Origin of the sequence: Pseudarthrobacter sp. N5, assembly GCF_050157035.1 — a bacterium.
In the GTDB taxonomy this organism is placed as follows: Bacteria; Actinomycetota; Actinomycetes; order Actinomycetales; family Micrococcaceae; genus Arthrobacter.
Genome location: NZ_CP189593.1, coordinates 3454789 through 3473823 on the forward strand (window position 1 = coordinate 3454789; position 19035 = coordinate 3473823).

The following is a 19035-nucleotide window of genomic DNA, read 5'->3' on the forward strand; positions in this document are numbered from 1 at the left end:
GAATCGAAGTGGAAGCGTCCCTGCCTCCAGCCGCCGGTGCCGTCCGGGCCGTATCTGTCCCTGCCGGAGCGGCTGCGGATCTGCTCCCTTCAACGGATACGGCGTGAGCCGGGACAGCGCCCTTCCACGATCAATAGAGTCGTCACCTTGAGGGAAGGGCAGGCATCTACCAACCACCCTGATCATGTTGCTCACCAACAGCGCCGTCGCCGCGCACGCCGAACCTTGTGCCGTGAACGGGGGGCGTGGCCAAGTGCGACCAAGGCCTGCCACTTGCCGGCGCCCGCCTCGATCAGGGTCGGAAGCACCTCTTCGGTGCCCGGCGCCGCGTCTTTGCCATGAGCACCAGCCCGGTTGCGAGACCGTGCGCGTACTCGGTCAGGATCGTGCCGGTCCGGCGTTCCCACAGGTGAGAGGCGCAAGCAGCTGCCGGTGTGTTCATGATCTCGGGAGGGCTGGGTCCGGCGGAGTTCCGGCGTCCTGGGTCAGGGCACCTGTGCGGTCCTCGATCCAGCGTCGGAGGAGGTCCTCTGGCATCGGGTGACCGATGTGGTAGCCCTGGGCGACGTCGACACCGATGGACTTGAGGGTGGCGAGGGTCATCTCGTCCTCGACTCCTTCGGCTACGACGGACATCCCGAGGTTGTGCCCGAGCTCGGTCGAGCTTTGCACGATGGTGGCGTCGTGGGGATCGTTGATCATGCCCTTGATGAATGCCTGGTCGATCTTCAACTCGGTGACGGGAAGGTTTTTCAGATAGGCCATGGAGGAGTAGCCGGTGCCGTAGTCGTCCACGGAAAAGTGGACCCCGGCGTCCCGGAGATCTTGCAGGATCCCCAGCGCCGGGCCTGGACAGGCCAGTGCTGTTCCTTCGGTGAGTTCGATCGTGAGCAGATCGGCGGGGACGCCGGCATATGCGAGCCGGTCGCTGACCAGGGCGGGGAATCGCGGGTCACACAGGCTGCGGGCGTTGACGTTGACGGCCACAGGCAGTCTCAGTCCCTCATCCAGCCACGTTCGGCAGCAACGGAGCACCATGTCGAGAACGACCGTCGTGAGCCGTTGTATCAGCGCGCTCCCTTCGGCCACGGCCATGAACTCCGCTGGCTGGAGCAGGCCGCGGGTCGGATGCTGCCAGCGTACGAGCGCTTCGACGCCCAGGAGCTCACCGGTATCGACGGCAACCTTGGGCTGGTAGTAGACGACGAGCTCCTCACAGTCGATGGCCTGACGCAGTTCTCCGATCAACGTGAAGCCGTTCGGTGTGCCGTCCTCGTTGCAGGCCGCGAAGTGCGCGAAGCCGGACCGGTAGGTCTTCGCTTGGTACATCGCGATGTCGGCCTGGCGCAGCAGCTCCTCCAGCGTCGGGTGCTCGTCGGAAGCTGCAGCGGCGATACCGATGCTGGCCTCGGCACCGACCATGGAATCACCGAGGATGAAGGGTGCCGCGAGTACCTGGGCGATCCGCTTTGCGACCTCGTCACCGGCCCCTGAGCCCCCGTCCGCGAGCAGCAGCGCGAACTCGTCGCCGCCCAGGCGCGCGACAGTATCTCCAGGGCGCAGCACCCCGGACAGGCGCTGGGCGACCTGGGTGAGTAGCAGGTCGCCGTGGAGGTGACCCAGGCTGTCATTGACTTCCTTGAACCGGTCGAGGTCCAGGATCAACACCACCGGACAACTGCCGTCCCGGCGTGCCGCCGCTAGCGCCTGAGAGGCCCTGTCTGCGAACAGCAGCCGGTTGGGCAGCCCGGTCAGCCCGTCGTGAGTGGCGAGCTGGGTGACTTCGCCTATCAGCGCCTCCAGCTCCTTGTTGGCGATCTCGAGTGCCCGGGTCCGCTCAAGGACGGCTTCCTCGAGGCGGCTCACCTTTAGTTCGGCCTGCCCCGTCATGTCCCACTTCGTCGTCAATGCACTTGCCAGCTGGGCCACTTCGATATTGTCAAAGGGCTTCTTCAGGACCAGAAGCCGGTCGTCCGCGCCGAGCTTGCCCAGCAACTCGTCCCACGAGTAGTCCGAGTGGGCGGTGCAGATCACGATCTGCAGCCGGGGATCGACCTTCCAGATCTCCCGAACGGTCTCCACCCCATCCCATCCCGGAGGCATTCGCATGTCGACGAAGGCCAGCGCATACGGGCTGGCTGCCTTCACCGAGGAACAGACCATTTCCAACCCCTCGCGCCCCTGATAGGCGGAGTCGAGGTCGAAGCCGGGCACGCTGGCGGGTTCAGCCGCTTCGCCGAACAGTGCCTCCTCGGCGGCCGCCATCTCCGATCCCGCGCCGGCGCCGGGGTCCGAGAGGATCCTGCGGAAGTCCTCATGGATGGAAGGTGTGTCGTCGATCAGCAGGATGCGTCGGTTCGTCGGTGCGCTCATGCCGGGACCCGCTCCCGGTCCAGCGGCACGTGCAGGGTAAACGCCGCACCGTTAGCGCCGGCGCTCTCCTCCACCGTCAACGCACCGCCCATCTCCTTCGCGGCCAGGGCCGAGCTGTGCAGGCCGAAGCCATGCCCGCCGGTGTGGGTGGTGAACCCGTGCACGAAGATCCGGGCCAGGTTCTCGGACGGGATGCCCACGCCCGTGTCTGCCACCGTGATGCTCAGGCCCTGCCCGTCGATCACCTCGGCCCGGATGCTGAGTTCACGGGGACGGCCGGCGTTGCCCTTCATGGCGTTCATGGCGTTGCTGATGAGGTTCAACAGGATCAGCAGGATCCGGCGCCTGTCCAACGCCAACAGCGGATTGGCGGGGAAGTCCCGGATCACCCTCACCTCGTCCTCATTGATTCCTGCCATGTGCAACGCCTCCTCCACCAGGTCGCTGACTCTCACCGACTCGATCACACCGGAGACGCCCGCTAAAGACTGTTGCGCGGCCACGATCTCCTTGATGTGAGCCACGCCCTGGGTCAGCCGCAGCAGCTCGGCGTCGATGCCCTCCCTTTCGATCGCCAGCGTCGCCGCCAACTGCTCCAGATAACCCGGCAGAGCCTTGCCCCGCGCATCGGTCGTGAGGAAACCACCAAGGTCACCGGTGTGCTCATTCATCAGGGCAACCGCCTTCACCAGCCCGCCCGCCTTCGATCCCCGCACCCTCTGGCACACCAGATTGGCCGAGACATTGACACTGTTCAGGACATTGCCGACGTTATGCAGAACATTCGTGGCGATTTCAGCCATCCCGGCCTGGCGCGCGGCGTCGACGAGCTGGGCCTGCGCGCCCCGGAGCTCGACTGTACGTTCCCGCACCAGCCGCAACGCCCGTTCCCGCGACGTACCCAACACGAACACCAACACACCGAGCAGGACACTCAACAGAACACCGGCGAGCAGCAGCGCCAACGCGGGGCCGTTGCTGACGATGCCGCCATCGGCGACAGCGCCGGATATCTGCACCGTCCACCCGTTGTGCAGATCCGTCGTCACTGACTGCGCGCCGGCCGGAGCGTTTCCGCTGGAGAACTCAGCATCCGAAGAACCGGTCTTGTACCGGAACGTGACCAAAGTGCCGGGATGGCCCTGCAACGCCCGATCCAACAGCAACTTCGGCACGGTCGTCATACCGAACCACCCCAGGAAAGCAGCTTGACGCCCTTCGACGGTCGCGGGAATGACACCCCCGCGATAGTAAGGAGTCGACACTCCCAGCACCGAGTCCGCCCCGACCGTGAACGGCGCGTACGAGCTCTCGCCGGTGTCCCGGGCATCGAGAAGCGCCGGTCCAAGTCCTGTTGCACAAAAGTCCTGTCCAGCCGGGGCGCCGACCTGCGCGTCACGCACCTGCCCGACCGTCCCGAAGCAGTAATACGCACGGTCACCTGCAGGTTCGACCTGGAAATTGCCCGACGGGCCCAGCGGAGACCACGGGTCGGCCTCCGCCCGAGCCGCGAACGCCGCCAACTCCGGTGCCTGGACGATGACTGCGTTGCCGTAGTCGTGTAGTTCCGGATAGCGCGTCAATGCCTGGATCGAATCGGACCATTTAAGGAATTGAGCGTTGGAGCCATCCGGGTTGCCGGCGAGGTAGGCCGCCCCGCTCAAGTTCAGGTCCTCTTCGTGCTCGATAGCCAGCTGCAGCGTCGACGCGATCTCAGCCGACGAGCTCTCGAAGGCCTGGCGCGACTTCGTGGCGTCGCTATCGGCAACCGCACCCGCAGCGAACACCGCACCCGCCGCCGTGATCAACGCCGCCGCCGCCGCCCACGCCACATAGCGCTTCGAACGCCCATCTCCGCTCGCACCCGGGCCCAACCCAATCCTGGATTCCGATAAGTTCCCGTCGTTTACGCCCATGAACCGCTCCCCCAATATCCCAGCCCCCCCCCCCCAGCGGGCGACCTGCACCCCTGAGCGGGCACAGGATGATCATTGCGGTTAAATAGAACAATTACAAGCAAGAGTCAAATCAATGGAAGAATCCGGTGTCTCCGTCAATCTCATCCAATACCGCCGCCATGACGGGGCAGATTGGGTCTGTTTCAGCTGCGGTGTTTCCGGCGGTTTCATTTTTAGCAGGTTTCAGCGGCCCGGCCAGGGGTCGTTGAAGGTGATGGCAAGGCGTTCAAAGCGGGCTCCCACCGGGTCTGTCCACGGACTGTTGGATCGAGGGACCTGGTCCCAAGATGATCACGTTTGTGGAGCATATGACCCGGAGGATCTCGACGTCGCAGTCCAGGAACGGAATGAAGGCCGCGCCACGCTGATACCACAGCTTCACGATCGCGGCATATGTGCGTCCCCGCTTCGGGGGTCGGGGCCCTTAGCGTTGATCCACCGATCCGCGGTTGGTCCTGGGGTGTCCCCGGGATCGGCCGTGGATTTGGTTTTTGGGCAGCGGGTAGCTGCTGGCCTCGCTGCCAGTGGTATTCCATCGGGGTCTGCGGTCGGGCCGTTATGCGGCGGTGAACGGGATTCTATGTTGCCTGAGGTGGTGCGTGGACGGTGGCGAAGAGTTGCTCCCACCCGGTCTGCCAGGGCCAGGACTCCGATAAATGGAGTCGGATTTTCCGTGCGCTGGAGGCGATCCTGGCCCGGACGTTGATGAGCTTGAGGTGGATCGTGCCTGTACGCAGCCAAGACGACAGGCAGGAACACGGTGACCCTTTCAGAGTCGGTCCACCAGGAATTGCCGCTGCCCTAACATAATCGCGAACATCCGGATCTGAAGAAAGACCCAAGCGCCCAGGTCACCCACCACAGGGACGAAGACTCCATAACGCCAGACATCGTCAGAGTGCCCGTGATTAGCCAGCAGCTTGCCGTCCCCCAGCAAACCCAGAATAATCCCAAGGTGGTCCTGGATCAGACCGTCACGATGATCCTGAATGAGATTGACATAGACAGGAATGACTGTCCCAATCCGGCCGTCTCTGGCAAACTGCCGCAGCTCTGCGTGGATCTGCAGCCGCCCACTTGTCCTCCACACCGGCGCAAATCTGTGGATAACGCTCCAGAGGCCCCTAACCGGCCGCAGACTGCTTTTATGCGCCGACCCCCAGCCCTCCCCGAACAACTTCTCGGCCAGCCCTTCACCGTCGCGCAGGCCAGGGCCGCTTGCCTGAGCGGCAGGCGAACGCGGGCCAAGGATCTGAGTAGCCCGTGCCAGGGCGTCCGCGCGCCGGCTGCAGTCGAGATGACGCTTCTGGTCCGCGCCAGGGTGTTGGCCGCCGCAACGGGGGCAATGGTCAGCCACTTGACGTCGGCCGCGCTCTGGGGATTCCCGTTGCCCCTACGCTTTGCGGCCCACCACAGCATCCACCTGACGTGCCTGCCCGGAGACCGCGCAGTGCGGCGCAAGGGCGTTGCCGGCCATCAGCTGGTGCTCTCCCCTGACGAGATCACCGAAGGCCGCTACATAACGTGCACGTCACCGCTCCGGACATGGTTCGATCTGGCGGCAATGCTCAGACTGGACGAATTGGTGAGCCGGTGACTTCCTGGTTCGGCGCAGAAATCCCCTCTCCACTCTGGTTGCACTGGACGAATTTCTGGCCACCAAGGCCGGGAAGCCGGGCTACCGGAAGGCCATGCCGGCCCGCAGGCTGATCCGGCCGTACACTGATACGCCCAAGGAATCGGAGCTGCGGCTGCTGATACTGGAACACAGGCTGCCGGAGCCGGGCATCAACGAGCCGATGTTCGATGAAACAGGCGGCTGGATCCAGGACCCGGATATGTCCTACCAGGAGTTCAAGATCGCCATCCACTATGACGGCAGCCACCACGCAACAGCAGTCCAACGCCGCAGTGACATCTTCCATGATGAGAATGCGAGAGACCTCGGCTGGCTGGTGGTGGTGCTCATGCAGTGGGACCTGGACCCGTTGGCGCCAGGCGTGGAGCCCAACGCCGTCACTGGGATTCGAGCAGCGCTGGTGGAGCGGAGTTGGAGTCCGGATCTCGGCCCGGGCAAGCGAGGCCCGGGCTGAGGCGAGGCCCGGGCAAGCGAGGCCCGGGCTGAGGCGAGCCCGCGGGGTCGGATTGAACCTGGTCGGCTCACGATTCGCCATTAATGGCCGCAAAGCTACCCTGCAATGCGGCCAGAACTGGCGAATCGTGGAGGCCACGGAGCTACGCCCCCAGCCCCCCGGACCTGTCAGCTCCGGACGGTTCAGCCCCTCCAGTGCCTAAGCCCTACAGCCCTGAGTAGGAATGCAGGCCATTGAAGAACTGGTTCACGATGGTGAAGTTGAAGACCACGCACAGGTAGCCCACGATCGAGAGCCAGGCCGCCCGTGTCCCGGTCCAGCCGCGGGTGGCACGGGCATGCAGATAGCCCGCATATACCACCCAGATCACGAACGTCCATACTTCCTTGGTGTCCCAGCCCCAGAAACGCCCCCAGGCTTTCTCCGCCCAGATGGCGCCGAACATCAGCGTGAATGTCCAGCCGATGAAGGCGATGGCGTTGATGCGGTAGGACAGGTTCTCCAGGCTGAGCGCGGTCGGAACCAGGCGCATAAACCCGAGCTTATCCGTTCCCCCGGCGGCAATGGTCTTCTGGCGGTAGGACTGCACCAGCTGGAGCGCGGACATGGCGAACGTGAGAGTGAACAGCGCAGAGGACATCACGGCTATGGATACGTGGATGACCAGCCAGTAGCTCTGCAGAGCGGGCACCAGGTGGCCCACCGGGGTCCAGAACGCCACGGCCGCTGCCACCAGCATGATGATGGCCAGCCCCACCACAAAGGTGCCCAGGAACCGGAGGTCGCGGCGGATCAATACCAGCAGGAACACGGCGACCGCAACAAATGCGCCGGTGGTAAGGAACTCGTACATGTTGCCCCACGGCACCCGGCCTGAGCCGACGGCCCGGGTAATCACGCCGGCAGCATGGATCAGGACACCCAGCACCGTGAGCGCCACGGCCACACGGGCAGGTGCGCGCCGCTCGGCGGTGTAGCGCATGTCGGCGTCGGCAGTCTGCCCTCCCCCGGCATTGCCGCCGGGCGGCGTTGCGGAGACGGACGACGACGGCCGCTCAGCTCGGCCGGCAGGTCCGGCGAGGTGCCCCCCGGTCCGGTCAGACGCACCGTCAGCGTCAACCCCGCCTTCAGCGCCGGAGTACGGGGCACCGCCCGCACCCACTCCGGCGCCTACAGGTACCCTGGCAGCGGCACCTGCAGCGAACTCGGCAGCCCTGAGATCCACCGCTCGCAATGCCTTGCTGCTCTTGGCCAGGTCCCAGGCGAAGGCGATGAACGCCACCGTGTAGGTGCCCGCAGCAAGCAGCATAAAAAGCTCGCTGTACTGGCCCATGGTTTCGTTGATGGGGAACATTACTGGTCCTTCTTCGGCTCGTGAGAGCCAGCTGGTGACGGGATGGAATCTGCGCCATTATCTTCCTGGCGGCTGGGAATATTCTGTGTGGCCTCTTCTGCCCGGGCCGCCGCGGGGCCTGCCTCAGGGGCAAAAGCAGGGGCAGCAGCGTCGTCCAATGCCCATTCCTTGGTGAGCAGTCCACGGATCGTGGCAGCTTCGGCGGCGAGACGGTGGTCTTCACCGCGGGCAAGCAGCCCATACTCAACCATGGTCCGGCCGTCCTCGTGTCTGCCGGTGCGCACCCAGACGCGGCGTCGGTTCAGGTAGAGCGAGATGACCAGTCCGCCCACCGCAAGGAGTGCAAAGATCAGTGCGTAGAGCTGGCCGGGGTTGTGATGGATGTCCACGCCCACGTAGCGCTTCACGCCGTCGAAGCTGATGGAACCTTTTCCGTCCGGAAGAGTGTAGGAGTTGCCTGGCGCCAGGGTGATGCCCTTGGTGTCCAGGTTGCGTGCGTTCAGCGGAGTCAGGCTCTTTACATCGAGCTCGAAAACGTTTTGCGGAGCTCCGTTGTTCAAGCCCAGATCACCGTAGTACGAGTTCAGGCTCAACTGGGGGTTGATCAGTTCCGGATCCCCGCTGAAGGAAACGCCCTTCTCGGTGACAAACGCCGTGGGCAGGAAGAATCCGGCGAAGCCGAGCTGGTCAGGCTTGGCATCGGGGACTTTGATGACCAGCGAGGAATAGTAGTTCTCGCCCTGCAGCTTTGCCACCACCGGCCCTTGCATGGCGATGTTTCCTGCACCGTCTCGGACGGTGACCACGGGCGCGTAGCCGTTGCCGGTGAGGTAGATGCTGGTGCCGCCAAGGGTTACGGGATCGTTGACCTTGAGCACTTCCTTGTTGGCCGGCGCATCAGGAGTTTCCTTGGTGGTGACATCGGCGGTGAAGTCGATGGGCTGGCCGAACTTGCCCTTCGACTCGCGGTCGAAGGTGACCTGGAACTTGTTCAGCTGGATGGAGTACGGCTGGAGCTGGCTGCTCTGGAAGTTGGTGCCGGGAGTGAACTGGTCGTAGCCCACCAGGGTGTTCACAAAGGTGTCACCCTCCACCAGGATCCGCTGGCCGCTGTAACCGAACAGCCCGCCGACCGCCACGGAGACCAGGACACCGATCAGCGAAGTGTGGAAGACCAGGTTTCCCACTTCCTTCAGGAAGCCGCGCTCTGCCCCCAAAGACGGCCGCGCGCCGTCGTCGTCCCTCACATCAACGCGGTAGCCGCGCTTCCTGAGGACTCCCGCAGCCCCTGAAATAGCGTCCGACGCCGGGATGCCGGCTTCCGCCGGAAGCACCAGTGTGCCGTACTCCGGCAGGCGGGAAAGCCGGTTGGGTGTGCGCGGAGGCTGGGATCGCATCGCCTTGTAGTGCGCGATGGCACGGGGAACAACACAGCCGATCAGCGAGATGAACAGCAGGATGTAGATTGCCGAGAACCAGGCGGAGGAATAGACGTCATAGAGCTGCAGGGTATCCAGGAGCTTGCCGTAGTCCGGGTTGTTCTTGATGTACTGCGTGACGATTGACGGGTTGGCGGGCCGTTGCGGGAACAGTGAACCGGGCACCGCAGCAACGGCCAACAGCAGGAGCAGGAAAAGCGCCGTGCGCATACTTGTCAGCTGGGTCCAGGCCCAACGCAGCATGCCGATGATCCCCAGCACCGGCAACGCGGCCTCAGCCTTCGCCGCAGCAACGGCGTTGCGTGCGGGAGCTTCCGGGGCAGGGGACTTCTTCTTTACGTTCACGCGCTCGCTCATCAGATCGGCAATTTCACATCGGTTTGGAACCAGTACTGCAGCCCGGTCACCCAGGTCCCCCAGACGCCGCTGGCCATCAGCAGGCCCAGCAGGATCAGGATGCCGCCGCCGGTCCGCTGGATAACCAGGCGGTGCTTGCGGAAGAAGGACATCACTCCGATGCCCCGGCGCACGGCAAGCGCGATCAGCAGGAAAGGAATGCCCAGGCCAAGGCTGTACACGAAGGCCAGGAATGCGCCTTTGGCAGCGGAGGAACCGCCGGAGAGGCTCAGCAGCTGGACGGCGGAGTAGGTGGGGCCGATGCACGGCGCCCAGCCCAGCCCGAAGGTGATGCCCAGCAGCGGCGCACCCCACAGCCCGGCCGGCGGCTTGGCATGGATTTTGGCGTCGCGCTGGAGCCAGCTGAAGCCGCCCATAAACACCACGCCCATAACAATCACCAGGAGGCCAAGGACCTGGGTGATCCAGGCGTTCTGGCTGCCCGTAATCAGCGTGCCCAGCTGGCCGAACGCCCCGCCGAGCAACACAAAAATCACGGCAAATCCCAGAACGAAAAGCCCGATTCCCGCCAGCATGCGGCCGCGCTTCTGCTTCTGAAGATCGACGCCGGTCAGCCCCGTGACGTAGCCGAGGTACCCGGGTACCAATGGCAGCACGCAGGGCGAAAGGAAGGAGACGAATCCGGCCAGCAGCGCCACCGGGATAGCGAGCAGCAGCGAACCGTTCAGGATGGCTTCTGCGAAGGGGCTGTTCACAGTCCGGGGCCGCCGTTACTCTGCCACAGCAGCGGTGATGAGGGCTTTGAGGGTGCCCTTCTGGATTTCGCCCAGCACGCGGGAGGCCACACGGCCCTGCTTGTCGAGCACAAGGGTGGTGGGAACTGCGCCTGGCGGCACCAGACCGGAGACGGCGAGGAGTACGGCGCCGTCCTTGTCATCGAAACTGGGGTACGTCAGGTTGAAGGTCTTGTCGAAAGCTTCAGCGGTGGCTTTTTCATCGCGGAGGTTCACACCAAAGAACTGCACGCCCTGGCCCTTGAAGTCCTGGTGAAGGCTCTCCAGCGACGGCGCCTCGACGCGGCACGGTGCACATGCCGCAAACCAGAAGTTCAGTACGGTGACTTTCCCCAGGAAGTCCTCCCGTGTGACGGCGGTGCCGTCGAAGAGCGTGCCCTTGATGTCGACGGCGGCCTTTCGGTCCGCTGAGGCGAACTCGGTCACCGAGCCGTCCCCGGCCACGTAGTTCTTGTTGTCCCCGGCCTTGGCCTGTTTGGCCAGCGCGTCTTCCTGGGCGCAGGCGGACAGGCCAAGAGTCAGGGCGGTAAGGGCGACGCCACCGGCGGCCAGGACGCTGCGGCGGGAGGTAACGCTGTTTCCGGTCATTGCGACGTCCATCGCTATGCGCCAGGTGTGCTGGCAGCACCGGGCAGTAGTGCCGCAGCAGGCTCGCTGTAGTCAACGCGCAGGAGCGAGCCATCGTCGTCGAACACCAGGGAGGTGAGTGATGTCAGCGTGCACTCGCGTTTGCGGGGGTCATGCCAGAGGGCTTTGCCCTCGGCGCTCAGCCGGGTGGCCCAGATGGGGAGCTGGTGGCTGACCAGGATGGCTTCGGGGCCGGGCGTGCCGAGGTCAGCGCCCGCCAGTTCAATGGCACGGAGGCGGGCGTCCTGGACTGCAGCCATGACCCGGGCTGCCTGATCCTTGTATGGCTCACCCCAGGAGGGCTTGAAGGGGTTAATCAGGTGCGGCCAATGCTTGGGCTTCCTGAGCTCCGCCTTGGTGATTTTCAGGCCCTCGAAGTAGTTGCCGGCCTCGATGATGCGGGGCTCGGTGTTGACGTCCAGGTTGAGCGCCTGCGCGGTGGGAAGGGCAGTTTCCTGGGCGCGGGTCAGTGGCGAGGCAGCCAGGTAGACGATGTTTGCACCCGCGGCAGCGCGTTCACGGAAGTGCTCAGCCAGGACCTGGGCCATCTGGCGGCCCAGCTCCGAGAGGTGGAATTCCGGCAGCCGGCCGTAGAGGACACCACCGGGATTGTGGACCTCGCCGTGGCGGAGCAAATGAACAGTGGCTTGGGGCATGTGTACCAGTTTCTCAAAGATGTCGGGCGAATCGAAATCTTCTACAGGAAGTAGAACTCAAGAATTTTGAAAAATGTTCCCTGGGGTTGGAATAAAAGATGCAAATGCATGTTTATACTGGGTGAAGCAGTTAGTTGACACTTCAACAAATGAAGTTTCAACCGACGATCAGATGAAATTCCACCCAGGACTCTTCACAGCAGACCCAAGGAGATACACCATGGCACTTCCCGCTAACGTCACCACCGGCACCTGGACGCTCGACAACTCACACAGCGAGATTGCGTTCACAGTGCGCCACGCAGGCATCAGCAAGGTCCGCGGCCAGTTCAAGGATGCTGAGGCTACTCTGGACCTCGCCGAAAACGTCTTCGATTCTAAGATTAACGCCACCATCCGGACCGCCAGCTTTGACTCCGGAGATGTCAACCGCGACGGCCACGTCCGTGGCGAAGACTTCTTCGACGTCGAGAAGTTCCCGGAAATATCCTTCGTTTCCAATGGACTCGTTGGCAATGGTGAAAGCTACGAACTGCAGGGCGACCTCACCATCAAAGGTGTCACCCGCCCGGTTTCGCTCGAGACCGAATTCAACGGCGTTGCCGTTGACCCCTTCGGTGCAACCCGCGCCGGCGTTTCCGCCGCGACCACCATCAGCCGCAAGGACTTCGGCCTGACCTGGAACGCGATACTTGACGCCGGTGGCGTCCTGGTCAGCGACAAGGTTGCCATCAACCTGGAACTGGCATTCATCGCCCCCGCAGCCTGATCCGCCAAGGCAGATGTGCCAGTAGCCGCAGAGAACCGTCTCTGCGGCTACTGGCGTCGGCAGGTTATCCACAGGGTCCGGCGGATGTCTGGCGGCGCTGGGCATCATCCCTTTAGATGGAGTCCATGGCCCACTTCGAGGAAACCACAGTCCAAGGTTATGAAGGATCTGAACGGCCAGGAGAATTTTCAGGGCTTGGCCGGTCAGATCTCTACCATTACAGGGAAGAGCCCGGAACCATCGTGACGGGTCGTGGATCTGGATCATCGCCGGTTGCCTGAACGTCATTGCCGGGGGATTGGCACTTCCGGACTTCTGGTCAGCTGGCCTTGGAGCAGTCAGGGGCATCGTCCTCATGGTGCAGGACCGGCGGTTGCGGCAGGCGTAGAATTCGGCACGGACCGTCTGTACAGTCCTGGCCTGCATCGCCACAGCCTCCAAGTTCTGGGCTGCCGCGGTGGTGGGATTCGGACCGTTGGACTTGCTGTCATTCGCCGTCGTAGCGGTGGCCACAGTCCTTATGTGGGTGCGGCACTCCAGGGAATGGTTCGCGGACTGAGGGAAGACCGCACGAAATACCGGGCTGTTGTGGTGTAAATCGACTGTAATAAACCCGGCAGTTCCCCGCGATTTGGCCCGGAATTTCCTAGAATTCCCACGTTTCGCGGTCTACAGTGAAGCCATGACTAACCCTAGTGATGTACCTCAGCCTGAGCAGCCGGGTGCCCAGCCTCCGGCCAGTAACGTCCCCCCTGCCGGCTACCAGCCACCTCAGGGCTACCAGCAGCCCCCGAGTTACCAGGCAACGGGCCAGGGATACGGACAAGCGGGCCAGCCGGGCTACGCCGCTCCGATGGGCGCGGCCAACAATGCCCCACCCGCCGGACTCGGCTACACCGCACCTGCACGCAACACTTTTGGTCTGGACTTCAACAACATCGGAGAGCGCATCTCCAACACCCAGGGCGCGCCCCAGCAGCTGGTCATCTCTTACTGGCTCTGGATCGCCGCGGCCGCACTCGGCGTTGTTCTCAGCGTCGTCAGCATGTTCACCATCACCAATGCCTTGGGCGGGCTCATGGTGGGTGCAGGGATTACCGCGCTGATCATCAGCGTGGTCTTCGCCGCGTTCTATGTCTTCATCGCCATCCGCCTCAAGGAAGGCGCCCGGTGGGCACGGTTGGTCCTCTCGATTCTCGGCGGGTTGGCACTCATTAGCTTCCTGCTGCAGCTGACCACCGGCAACCTGAATTTCATTGGATCCGCAGTGGCCGCCGCAGCAGCCGTTCTGATGTGGTTGCCGCAGTCGCAGGAGCATTTCAAGAGTTAGCCTGACGCATCAGCGGTGCCTCGGAGCATCGCGTCCCTGTAGGTAGCTGAGCGATGGAAGGCCGCGGCAAGGTCATTACCGACCCTGCTGCGGCCTTCCGTATCTCCGGACGGCGTCCCGGAATACCTCTAAGGAATGACCCGCGGCACGCCTGCAGCGGGGTACGGTGGACTTAAACCCATGCTGGGGCAGGGCAATCTTGCTGATCCCGGTTGCTGATTCGAAGAAGTCGACATGCAAAGGACCGCTCATGAGCACTCCCCCCGTCCAGCCTCCGAACCCGAACGAGCCGGAGCCCAACAGCCAGCCTGAGGCACCGCAGTACGGGCAGAACGCACCGGCCGCACCGCAGTACGGGCAGAACGCACCGGCCGCACCTCAGTATGGGCAGAACGCCCCGGCCGCACCTCAGTATGGGCAGAACGCCCCGCAGTACGGGCAGAACGCACCGGCCGCACCTCAGTATGGGCAGAACGCACCGCAGTTCGGCCAGAACGCACCTCAGTATGGGCAGAACGCTCCGCAGTTCGGCCAGAACGCACCTCAGTACGGCCAGCAGCCGCATGGCCAGTCCCCCTACGGCCAATATCCGTCCGAGCAACCGCAGGGACAGGGCACCACCGGAATCCCGAAACTGGTCAACATCGCTTTCTGGCTGATCGTGGGCGCCGGTGCAGTCTGGGTTCTTTCGCTCCTGCTGGCCATCCCCACACTGGACGATCCGGACATGCGTCGTACGTTCGATCAGCAGATCGCCGCCGGTGGCGCGGACATCCAGTTTAATGACATCAAGGGCTTTATTGTCGGAACCCTCGTGGTCTTTGCAATCATCGGCGCAGGCCTTTACGCCCTCGTGGCCTTCTACGTCCGCAAGGGAAAGAACTGGGCCCGAATCCTGGGGACAGTGTTCGCCGCCCTCTCGATTTTTGGCCTCGGGCAGCTTGGACTCGGTGCGCTAGGCTCCTTGGCCGGTATCGCGGCGATCGTACTGCTGTACCTTCCGGCCTCAGCACCGTACTTCCGCAAGCAGCAGCCATTCGCCAACCCGTACGGCCAGCCAGACCAGCCAGGCAACCCCTACCGACAGTAGCGGTTCCGCCAGCCGGGACACTGCCAGCCAGGGACACCACCGGCCAGGGACACTGCCAAGTCAGGGACTGTCCAGGCCAGGCACCACGGGTAATCTCAGCCAACGGGCGTGGATCCCGGGCGCGGCCGCAGAGTTCTAAGCGGTTTCGTCCGGGAGCTGCGCCCGCTGTGCGTGGTACGCCAGGATCTGCAGTTCGGTGGCCATGTCCACTTTGCGCAGGTTCACGCCCTCCGGCACCTGCAGCATCACCGGAGCGAAGCTGAGAATACTTCGGACGCCCGCGGCAATCACGCGGTCGCACACACTTTGCGCAACGGCGGCAGGCAGGGCGAGAACCACCATGTTGGCGCCCGTTCGGTGCAGGACGGGCTCCAGGTCCGCAGCATCGCTGACCCGCAGCCAGCCCACTTCATTGCCCACCACCATTTGGTCGGCGTCAAAAATAGCCACCACATCAAAGCCCCGGGACCCAAAACCTCCATACCGCGCCAGTGCCTTGCCGAGGTTACCGGCACCCACGATCGCGACCTTCCAATCGCGGGTCAGCCCCAGCGCTGCCGAGATGTGGCGGCTCAGGTACTGCACTTCATATCCCACGCCGCGCGTGCCGTACGAGCCCACGTGAGAGAGGTCCTTGCGCAGAGTTGCGGAATTCACACCGGAAGCTTCGGCCAGGGACTCGGACGAAACCCGCTCAATTCCTTCGGCCAGCATGGTGTTCAGGGCGCGCAGGTAGAGCGTCAGCCGGGCCACGGCAGCGGGCGGAATCTGCTTTACTGCCGCTCCTGCTTCCCCATCGACAGCCTGGGGTGTTGATTCCAGCGAGGTCACTATTTGCTCCATTGCGTCGCGTTGTGTTTCCACTCTAAAGCTCTATCACGCAAGTCAGCAAAGCCGTGGCCATTCGGCCGCGCAGCTCCCAATTGCGACATGTTCCTATTGCGACATGTTCCTATTGCGACATGACCCGTTGGATGACGCGGTCCAGCCGGATCTCATCGATTTTCCAGAAGTCCCGCTGAATCCCGTTCACCAGTACCACCGGAATCTCCTCGGCGTAGCGCTCGCGCAGCTCCGCGTCGTTGTCCACGGACTGCTCCGTCCACCCAAGGCCCAGCGCCGAAGTAACGCGCCCGACGGCGTCGCGCGCCTCTGCGCACAGGTGACAGTCGGCTTTGGTAATGAGGACAACCTCGGGTTTAGCCATGCTTTAACCGTATCGCCGCTGGTCCGCTCCGGCGACTCGGACACCGGGGGCCGTGGGGATTGACTAGACTCGTGGCATGCCCGAGGAGAAGTACGTTGCTGTAATCACGCGGCCGGTTGCGCTGCCGCAGCACGGCGAAGCGGCCTTTTTCGACGTCGACAACACCCTGATGAAGGGTGCCAGCCTCTTCCATGTGGCTCGGAAAATGTACGAACGCAAGGCGTTCACTCTCACCCAGGCCGCAGGATTCGCCTGGAAACAGTTCAAGTTTGTGCTCCGCGGTGAAAACATGGACGACGTCCATGCGGTCCGGGATTCCGCCCTGACCCTTGCGGCCGGCATCACGGTGGATGATGTCAAAGCCCTGGGCGAAGAAGTCTTCGACGAAATGATTGCCTCCAGAATCTGGCCGGGCGCCAAAGCCCTGGCCCAGCAGCACCTGCGCGTTGGCCGAAAGGTGTGGCTAGTGACTGCCACCCCCATAGAAGTAGCCACCGTGATCTCCACCCGGCTGGGCCTCACCGGTGCGCTGGGAACCGTGGGTGAAATCAAGGACGGGGCGTATACGGGCAGGCTGGTGGGCGATATTCTCCACGGGCCGGCGAAAGCAGTGGCAGTCCAGCAAGTTGCTGACACCGAAGGCCTGGACCTCAAGAGGTGCTGGGCCTACAGCGACTCCTACAATGACATTCCGCTCCTGAGCCTGGTGGGACACCCCGTGGCGATCAACCCGGATGCCAGGCTGCGCCGGCACGCCCGGGAAAACAACTGGCCGGTTTACGATTTCCGCTCAGGACGCCGCGCTGCCACGCTGGGGCTCAAGGCCGCAACAGTGGGCGGCGCGGTATATGGCCTGTGGCGGGGCTTCTCACGCTTCCGCGGACCGCGCGTCTGAGCGACAGCAGAAACGACGACGGCAACACAACCGCCGGGAGCCGGCAGCAAAAATGCCCGCCACCTCGAAAGGTGACGGGCATTGACGCTGGCAGAAGTATCTCTACTTCTTATTGCGGCGCTGGTGGCGGGTCTTACGAAGCAACTTGCGGTGCTTCTTCTTGGCCATACGCTTGCGACGCTTCTTAATAACTGAACCCACGAAAGTTCCTCACAAACTAGATGCAGTACCTGTCTGTTGGATAACGTCCATGGACTAGGCAACAGACTGAACAACTGACAGATTCTTACAATGACGTAAAACGTTCCTTAACAGGGTACCGCTTATCCGGGGCACCCACTGACCGCCACCGCTTTGATGACCTTCAGCGGTCACTGGCACGGTTGGCGGCCCCCGGGAAAGTCAGGCGGTCTCGGACTGGCCGTCCACTACAGCACCCTTGAGATACTGTTCGACGGCGTTTTCCGGCACCCGGAAGGAGCGGCCGAAACGGACGGCTGGCAACTCTCCGGAGTGGACCAAACGGTACACGGTCATTTTGGAGACGCGCATGACCTCGGCCACTTCGGCGACGGTCAGAAACTTCGCGTTCGAGAAGTTCTGCTCTGCGGACATTTCCCTATATTCCTTTGCTGACGGCTAACAACGGCAACCCATTTATCCCCATAGGTGGTGTGCCGATGCTGAGACATCCAACAACCATGTGCTAGTTACTCTAGAGGCTGCTGTGGCCATTGTGAAAGTCTCCGGAGGTAATCAGTTTTCTTTCGGCCCCTGCAATCTCAGGCCGGTAGAGCCTCCCGGCGCTTGCGTGCCGAGGCAGAAAGCTGGTCCAGCACCGACGCCGTCACGTCCCACTCCATGCAGGCGTCTGTCACGCTCTGGCCGTAGACCAGTTCATCGGCGCCCAAAGCGTGCTTTGCGACGTCCAGGCTCTGCGCTCCGCCTATCAGGAAACTCTCCAGCATCACGCCGGCGATGGCCCCTGCTGCAGCACCGGAGTTCTCCAGCTGCGCTCCGATTTCGAAGGCGACCTCGGCTTGGCGGTGGTGGCTCTTGCCGCTGTTGGCATGGCTCGCGTCCACTATGAGCCGCGGGTTGAGCCCCTTGACGGCCAGGCTTGCTGACGCCGCTTCGACGTCCGCCGCCGAGTAGTTGGGCCCCTTGCGTCCGCCCCGGAGGATCACGTGCGTGTCCGGGTTTCCAGCCGTCGCCACCAGGGCTGCCCTGCCCTCGCCGTCGATCCCCAGGAACGCCTGCGCCGCTCCGGCGGCGCTGCAGGCGTCGACAGCCACCTGGAGATCGCCGTCGGTCCCGTTTTTGAACCCGATGGGCATGGACAGCCCGGACGCTAGCTGGCGGTGAATCTGGCTTTCGGTAGTCCGGGCACCGATGGCGCCCCAGGAAACCAGATCCGCCATGTACTGCGGGCTGATCGGTTCCAAGAATTCTGTGGCCGCAGGCAGGCCCAGGGAGGTCACCTCCTGGAGGAACCGGCGGGCGGCGCGGAGGCCGGCGGCGATGTTGTGGCTGCCGTCCAGGTGGGGATCGTTGATGAGGCCTTTCCAGCCAACCGTGGTGCGCGGCTTCTCGAAGTACGCCCGCATCACGATCAGCAGGTCTTCCTTGTGCTTCTCCGCCTGGCTGACCAGCCGGCGGGCGTACTCCAACCCAGCCTTGGGGTCGTGGATCGAGCACGGTCCCACGATCACGAGCAGCCGGTCGTCCACACCGTCCATGATGGCCCGGACCTGGTCCCTGCCTCGTTCGACGACGTCCGCCGCCCGGGCCTCCAACGGCAGTTCCGCGATCATTCCCTGGGGTGTGGGAAGCGGGGTGAACTGGCTGACCCTCAGGTTCGAGGTGGACTGGCTGGAGGTTGACTGGCTGGATGTGGATTGTCCGGTGGCGGAATGCCGGGCTTCGGTAGCTGCTGCGGTGCTCATGTTCGGGTCCTGTTCCGGGTGCGGAGCGGGCCCTTGTCAGAACCCGCCGGAGAAATGGCGAAGGGCAGAGAATGATCTCTGCCCTGTTGGCTCTGAAGGAAAGTTGGGTGCGTGTCAGTTAGACGCGGGCTCCTCCAGAGCCAACGA

18 protein-coding genes and 1 pseudogene are annotated in these 19035 nt (G+C 63.4%); 6 read left to right on the top strand and 13 right to left on the bottom strand.

The window, feature by feature from the left end; translation table 11 throughout:
- Window positions 1–438: 438 nt before the first annotated feature.
- The 3 genes and pseudogenes from ACQCST_RS16580 to ACQCST_RS16590 form a co-directional block, all read right to left on the bottom strand.
- Window positions 439–2373, bottom strand: a complete 1935-nt coding sequence (locus ACQCST_RS16580; RefSeq protein ID WP_426996820.1) for a two-component system response regulator — start codon at window positions 2371–2373, stop codon at window positions 439–441.
- Window positions 2370–4289 carry an ATP-binding protein gene (locus ACQCST_RS16585; protein ID WP_426996821.1) on the bottom strand — a complete coding sequence of 640 codons (1920 nt, stop codon included), beginning with the start codon at window positions 4287–4289 and terminating at the stop codon, window positions 2370–2372. Before ACQCST_RS16585 ends, ACQCST_RS16580 begins: the two co-directional genes overlap by 4 nt.
- A gap of 225 nt (window positions 4290–4514) precedes the next feature.
- Window positions 4515–4734: pseudogene (locus tag ACQCST_RS16590) on the bottom strand (IS256 family transposase); the annotation flags it as partial.
- 744 nt (window positions 4735–5478) lie between these two features.
- Between ACQCST_RS16590 and ACQCST_RS16595 the strand changes: the two are divergent.
- Together ACQCST_RS16595 and ACQCST_RS16600 are read left to right on the top strand one after the other, a co-directional pair.
- Window positions 5479–5928, top strand: a complete 450-nt coding sequence (locus ACQCST_RS16595; RefSeq protein WP_426996822.1) for a hypothetical protein — start codon at window positions 5479–5481, stop codon at window positions 5926–5928.
- A gap of 94 nt (window positions 5929–6022) precedes the next feature.
- A complete protein-coding gene (locus tag ACQCST_RS16600; protein WP_426996823.1) occupies window positions 6023–6424 on the top strand; it encodes a hypothetical protein in 402 nt (133 codons plus the stop codon).
- A 205-nt stretch (window positions 6425–6629) separates the two neighbouring features.
- On the opposite strand, the gene ccsB is transcribed toward ACQCST_RS16600, so the two are convergent.
- The 5 genes from ccsB to ACQCST_RS16625 are packed head-to-tail and all read right to left on the bottom strand — an operon-like array spanning window position 6630 to window position 11651.
- Complete coding sequence (ccsB, locus tag ACQCST_RS16605; protein ID WP_426996824.1) at window positions 6630–7778, bottom strand: c-type cytochrome biogenesis protein CcsB; 1149 nt, start codon at window positions 7776–7778, stop codon at window positions 6630–6632.
- A complete protein-coding gene (gene resB / locus ACQCST_RS16610) occupies window positions 7778–9574 on the bottom strand; it encodes a cytochrome c biogenesis protein ResB (protein ID WP_426996825.1) in 1797 nt (598 codons plus the stop codon). Before resB ends, ccsB begins: the two co-directional genes overlap by 1 nt.
- On the bottom strand, window positions 9574–10329 hold the full coding sequence (locus ACQCST_RS16615; protein WP_426996826.1) for a cytochrome c biogenesis CcdA family protein: 756 nt from the start codon (window positions 10327–10329) through the stop codon (window positions 9574–9576). The genes resB and ACQCST_RS16615 overlap by 1 nt, the downstream gene beginning before the upstream one ends.
- A gap of 15 nt (window positions 10330–10344) precedes the next feature.
- The gene (locus ACQCST_RS16620) at window positions 10345–10956 is read right to left on the bottom strand and encodes a TlpA family protein disulfide reductase (protein WP_426996827.1); all 612 of its coding nucleotides are present in this window, start codon (window positions 10954–10956) and stop codon (window positions 10345–10347) included.
- A gap of 14 nt (window positions 10957–10970) precedes the next feature.
- Window positions 10971–11651: a histidine phosphatase family protein gene (locus tag ACQCST_RS16625; protein WP_426996828.1), complete on the bottom strand. Its 681-nt coding sequence runs from the start codon at window positions 11649–11651 to the stop codon at window positions 10971–10973.
- A gap of 220 nt (window positions 11652–11871) precedes the next feature.
- Between ACQCST_RS16625 and ACQCST_RS16630 the strand changes: the two genes are divergently transcribed.
- The 3 genes from ACQCST_RS16630 (at window position 11872) to ACQCST_RS16640 (ending at window position 14840) form a co-directional block, all read left to right on the top strand.
- A complete protein-coding gene (locus ACQCST_RS16630; RefSeq protein ID WP_426996829.1) occupies window positions 11872–12420 on the top strand; it encodes a YceI family protein in 549 nt (182 codons plus the stop codon).
- Window positions 12421–13102: 682 nt separating this feature from the next.
- On the top strand, window positions 13103–13750 hold the full coding sequence (locus ACQCST_RS16635; protein ID WP_426996830.1) for a hypothetical protein: 648 nt from the start codon (window positions 13103–13105) through the stop codon (window positions 13748–13750).
- 250 nt (window positions 13751–14000) lie between these two features.
- Window positions 14001–14840 carry a hypothetical protein gene (locus tag ACQCST_RS16640; protein ID WP_426996831.1) on the top strand — a complete coding sequence of 280 codons (840 nt, stop codon included), beginning with the start codon at window positions 14001–14003 and terminating at the stop codon, window positions 14838–14840.
- A 135-nt stretch (window positions 14841–14975) separates the two neighbouring features.
- Here ACQCST_RS16640 and ACQCST_RS16645 read toward each other — a convergent pair whose 3' ends face one another.
- Entirely contained in the window at window positions 14976–15671 is a 696-nt protein-coding gene (locus tag ACQCST_RS16645) for a redox-sensing transcriptional repressor Rex (RefSeq protein ID WP_426996832.1), read from the bottom strand.
- A gap of 121 nt (window positions 15672–15792) precedes the next feature.
- On the bottom strand, window positions 15793–16047 hold the full coding sequence (locus ACQCST_RS16650) for a glutaredoxin family protein (protein ID WP_426996833.1): 255 nt from the start codon (window positions 16045–16047) through the stop codon (window positions 15793–15795).
- A 76-nt stretch (window positions 16048–16123) separates the two neighbouring features.
- On the opposite strand from ACQCST_RS16650, the gene ACQCST_RS16655 reads away from it, so the two are divergent.
- A complete protein-coding gene (locus ACQCST_RS16655) occupies window positions 16124–16942 on the top strand; it encodes an HAD family hydrolase (protein WP_426996834.1) in 819 nt (272 codons plus the stop codon).
- A gap of 102 nt (window positions 16943–17044) precedes the next feature.
- Here the strand turns inward: ACQCST_RS16655 and ACQCST_RS16660 are convergent, their stop codons facing one another.
- From ACQCST_RS16660 to ACQCST_RS16670, 3 genes are all read right to left on the bottom strand, one after another.
- Window positions 17045–17143 (bottom strand): 30S ribosomal protein bS22, encoded by a 99-nt coding sequence (locus ACQCST_RS16660; protein ID WP_003792170.1) that lies wholly within the window; start codon window positions 17141–17143, stop codon window positions 17045–17047.
- Between the two features lie 201 nt (window positions 17144–17344).
- Window positions 17345–17557 (bottom strand): helix-turn-helix domain-containing protein, encoded by a 213-nt coding sequence (locus tag ACQCST_RS16665; RefSeq protein ID WP_426996835.1) that lies wholly within the window; start codon window positions 17555–17557, stop codon window positions 17345–17347.
- Between the two features lie 167 nt (window positions 17558–17724).
- Window positions 17725–18888, bottom strand: coding sequence for a 3-deoxy-7-phosphoheptulonate synthase (locus ACQCST_RS16670; protein WP_426996836.1), 1164 nt, complete (start codon window positions 18886–18888; stop codon window positions 17725–17727).
- Window positions 18889–19035 lie beyond the last annotated feature (147 nt).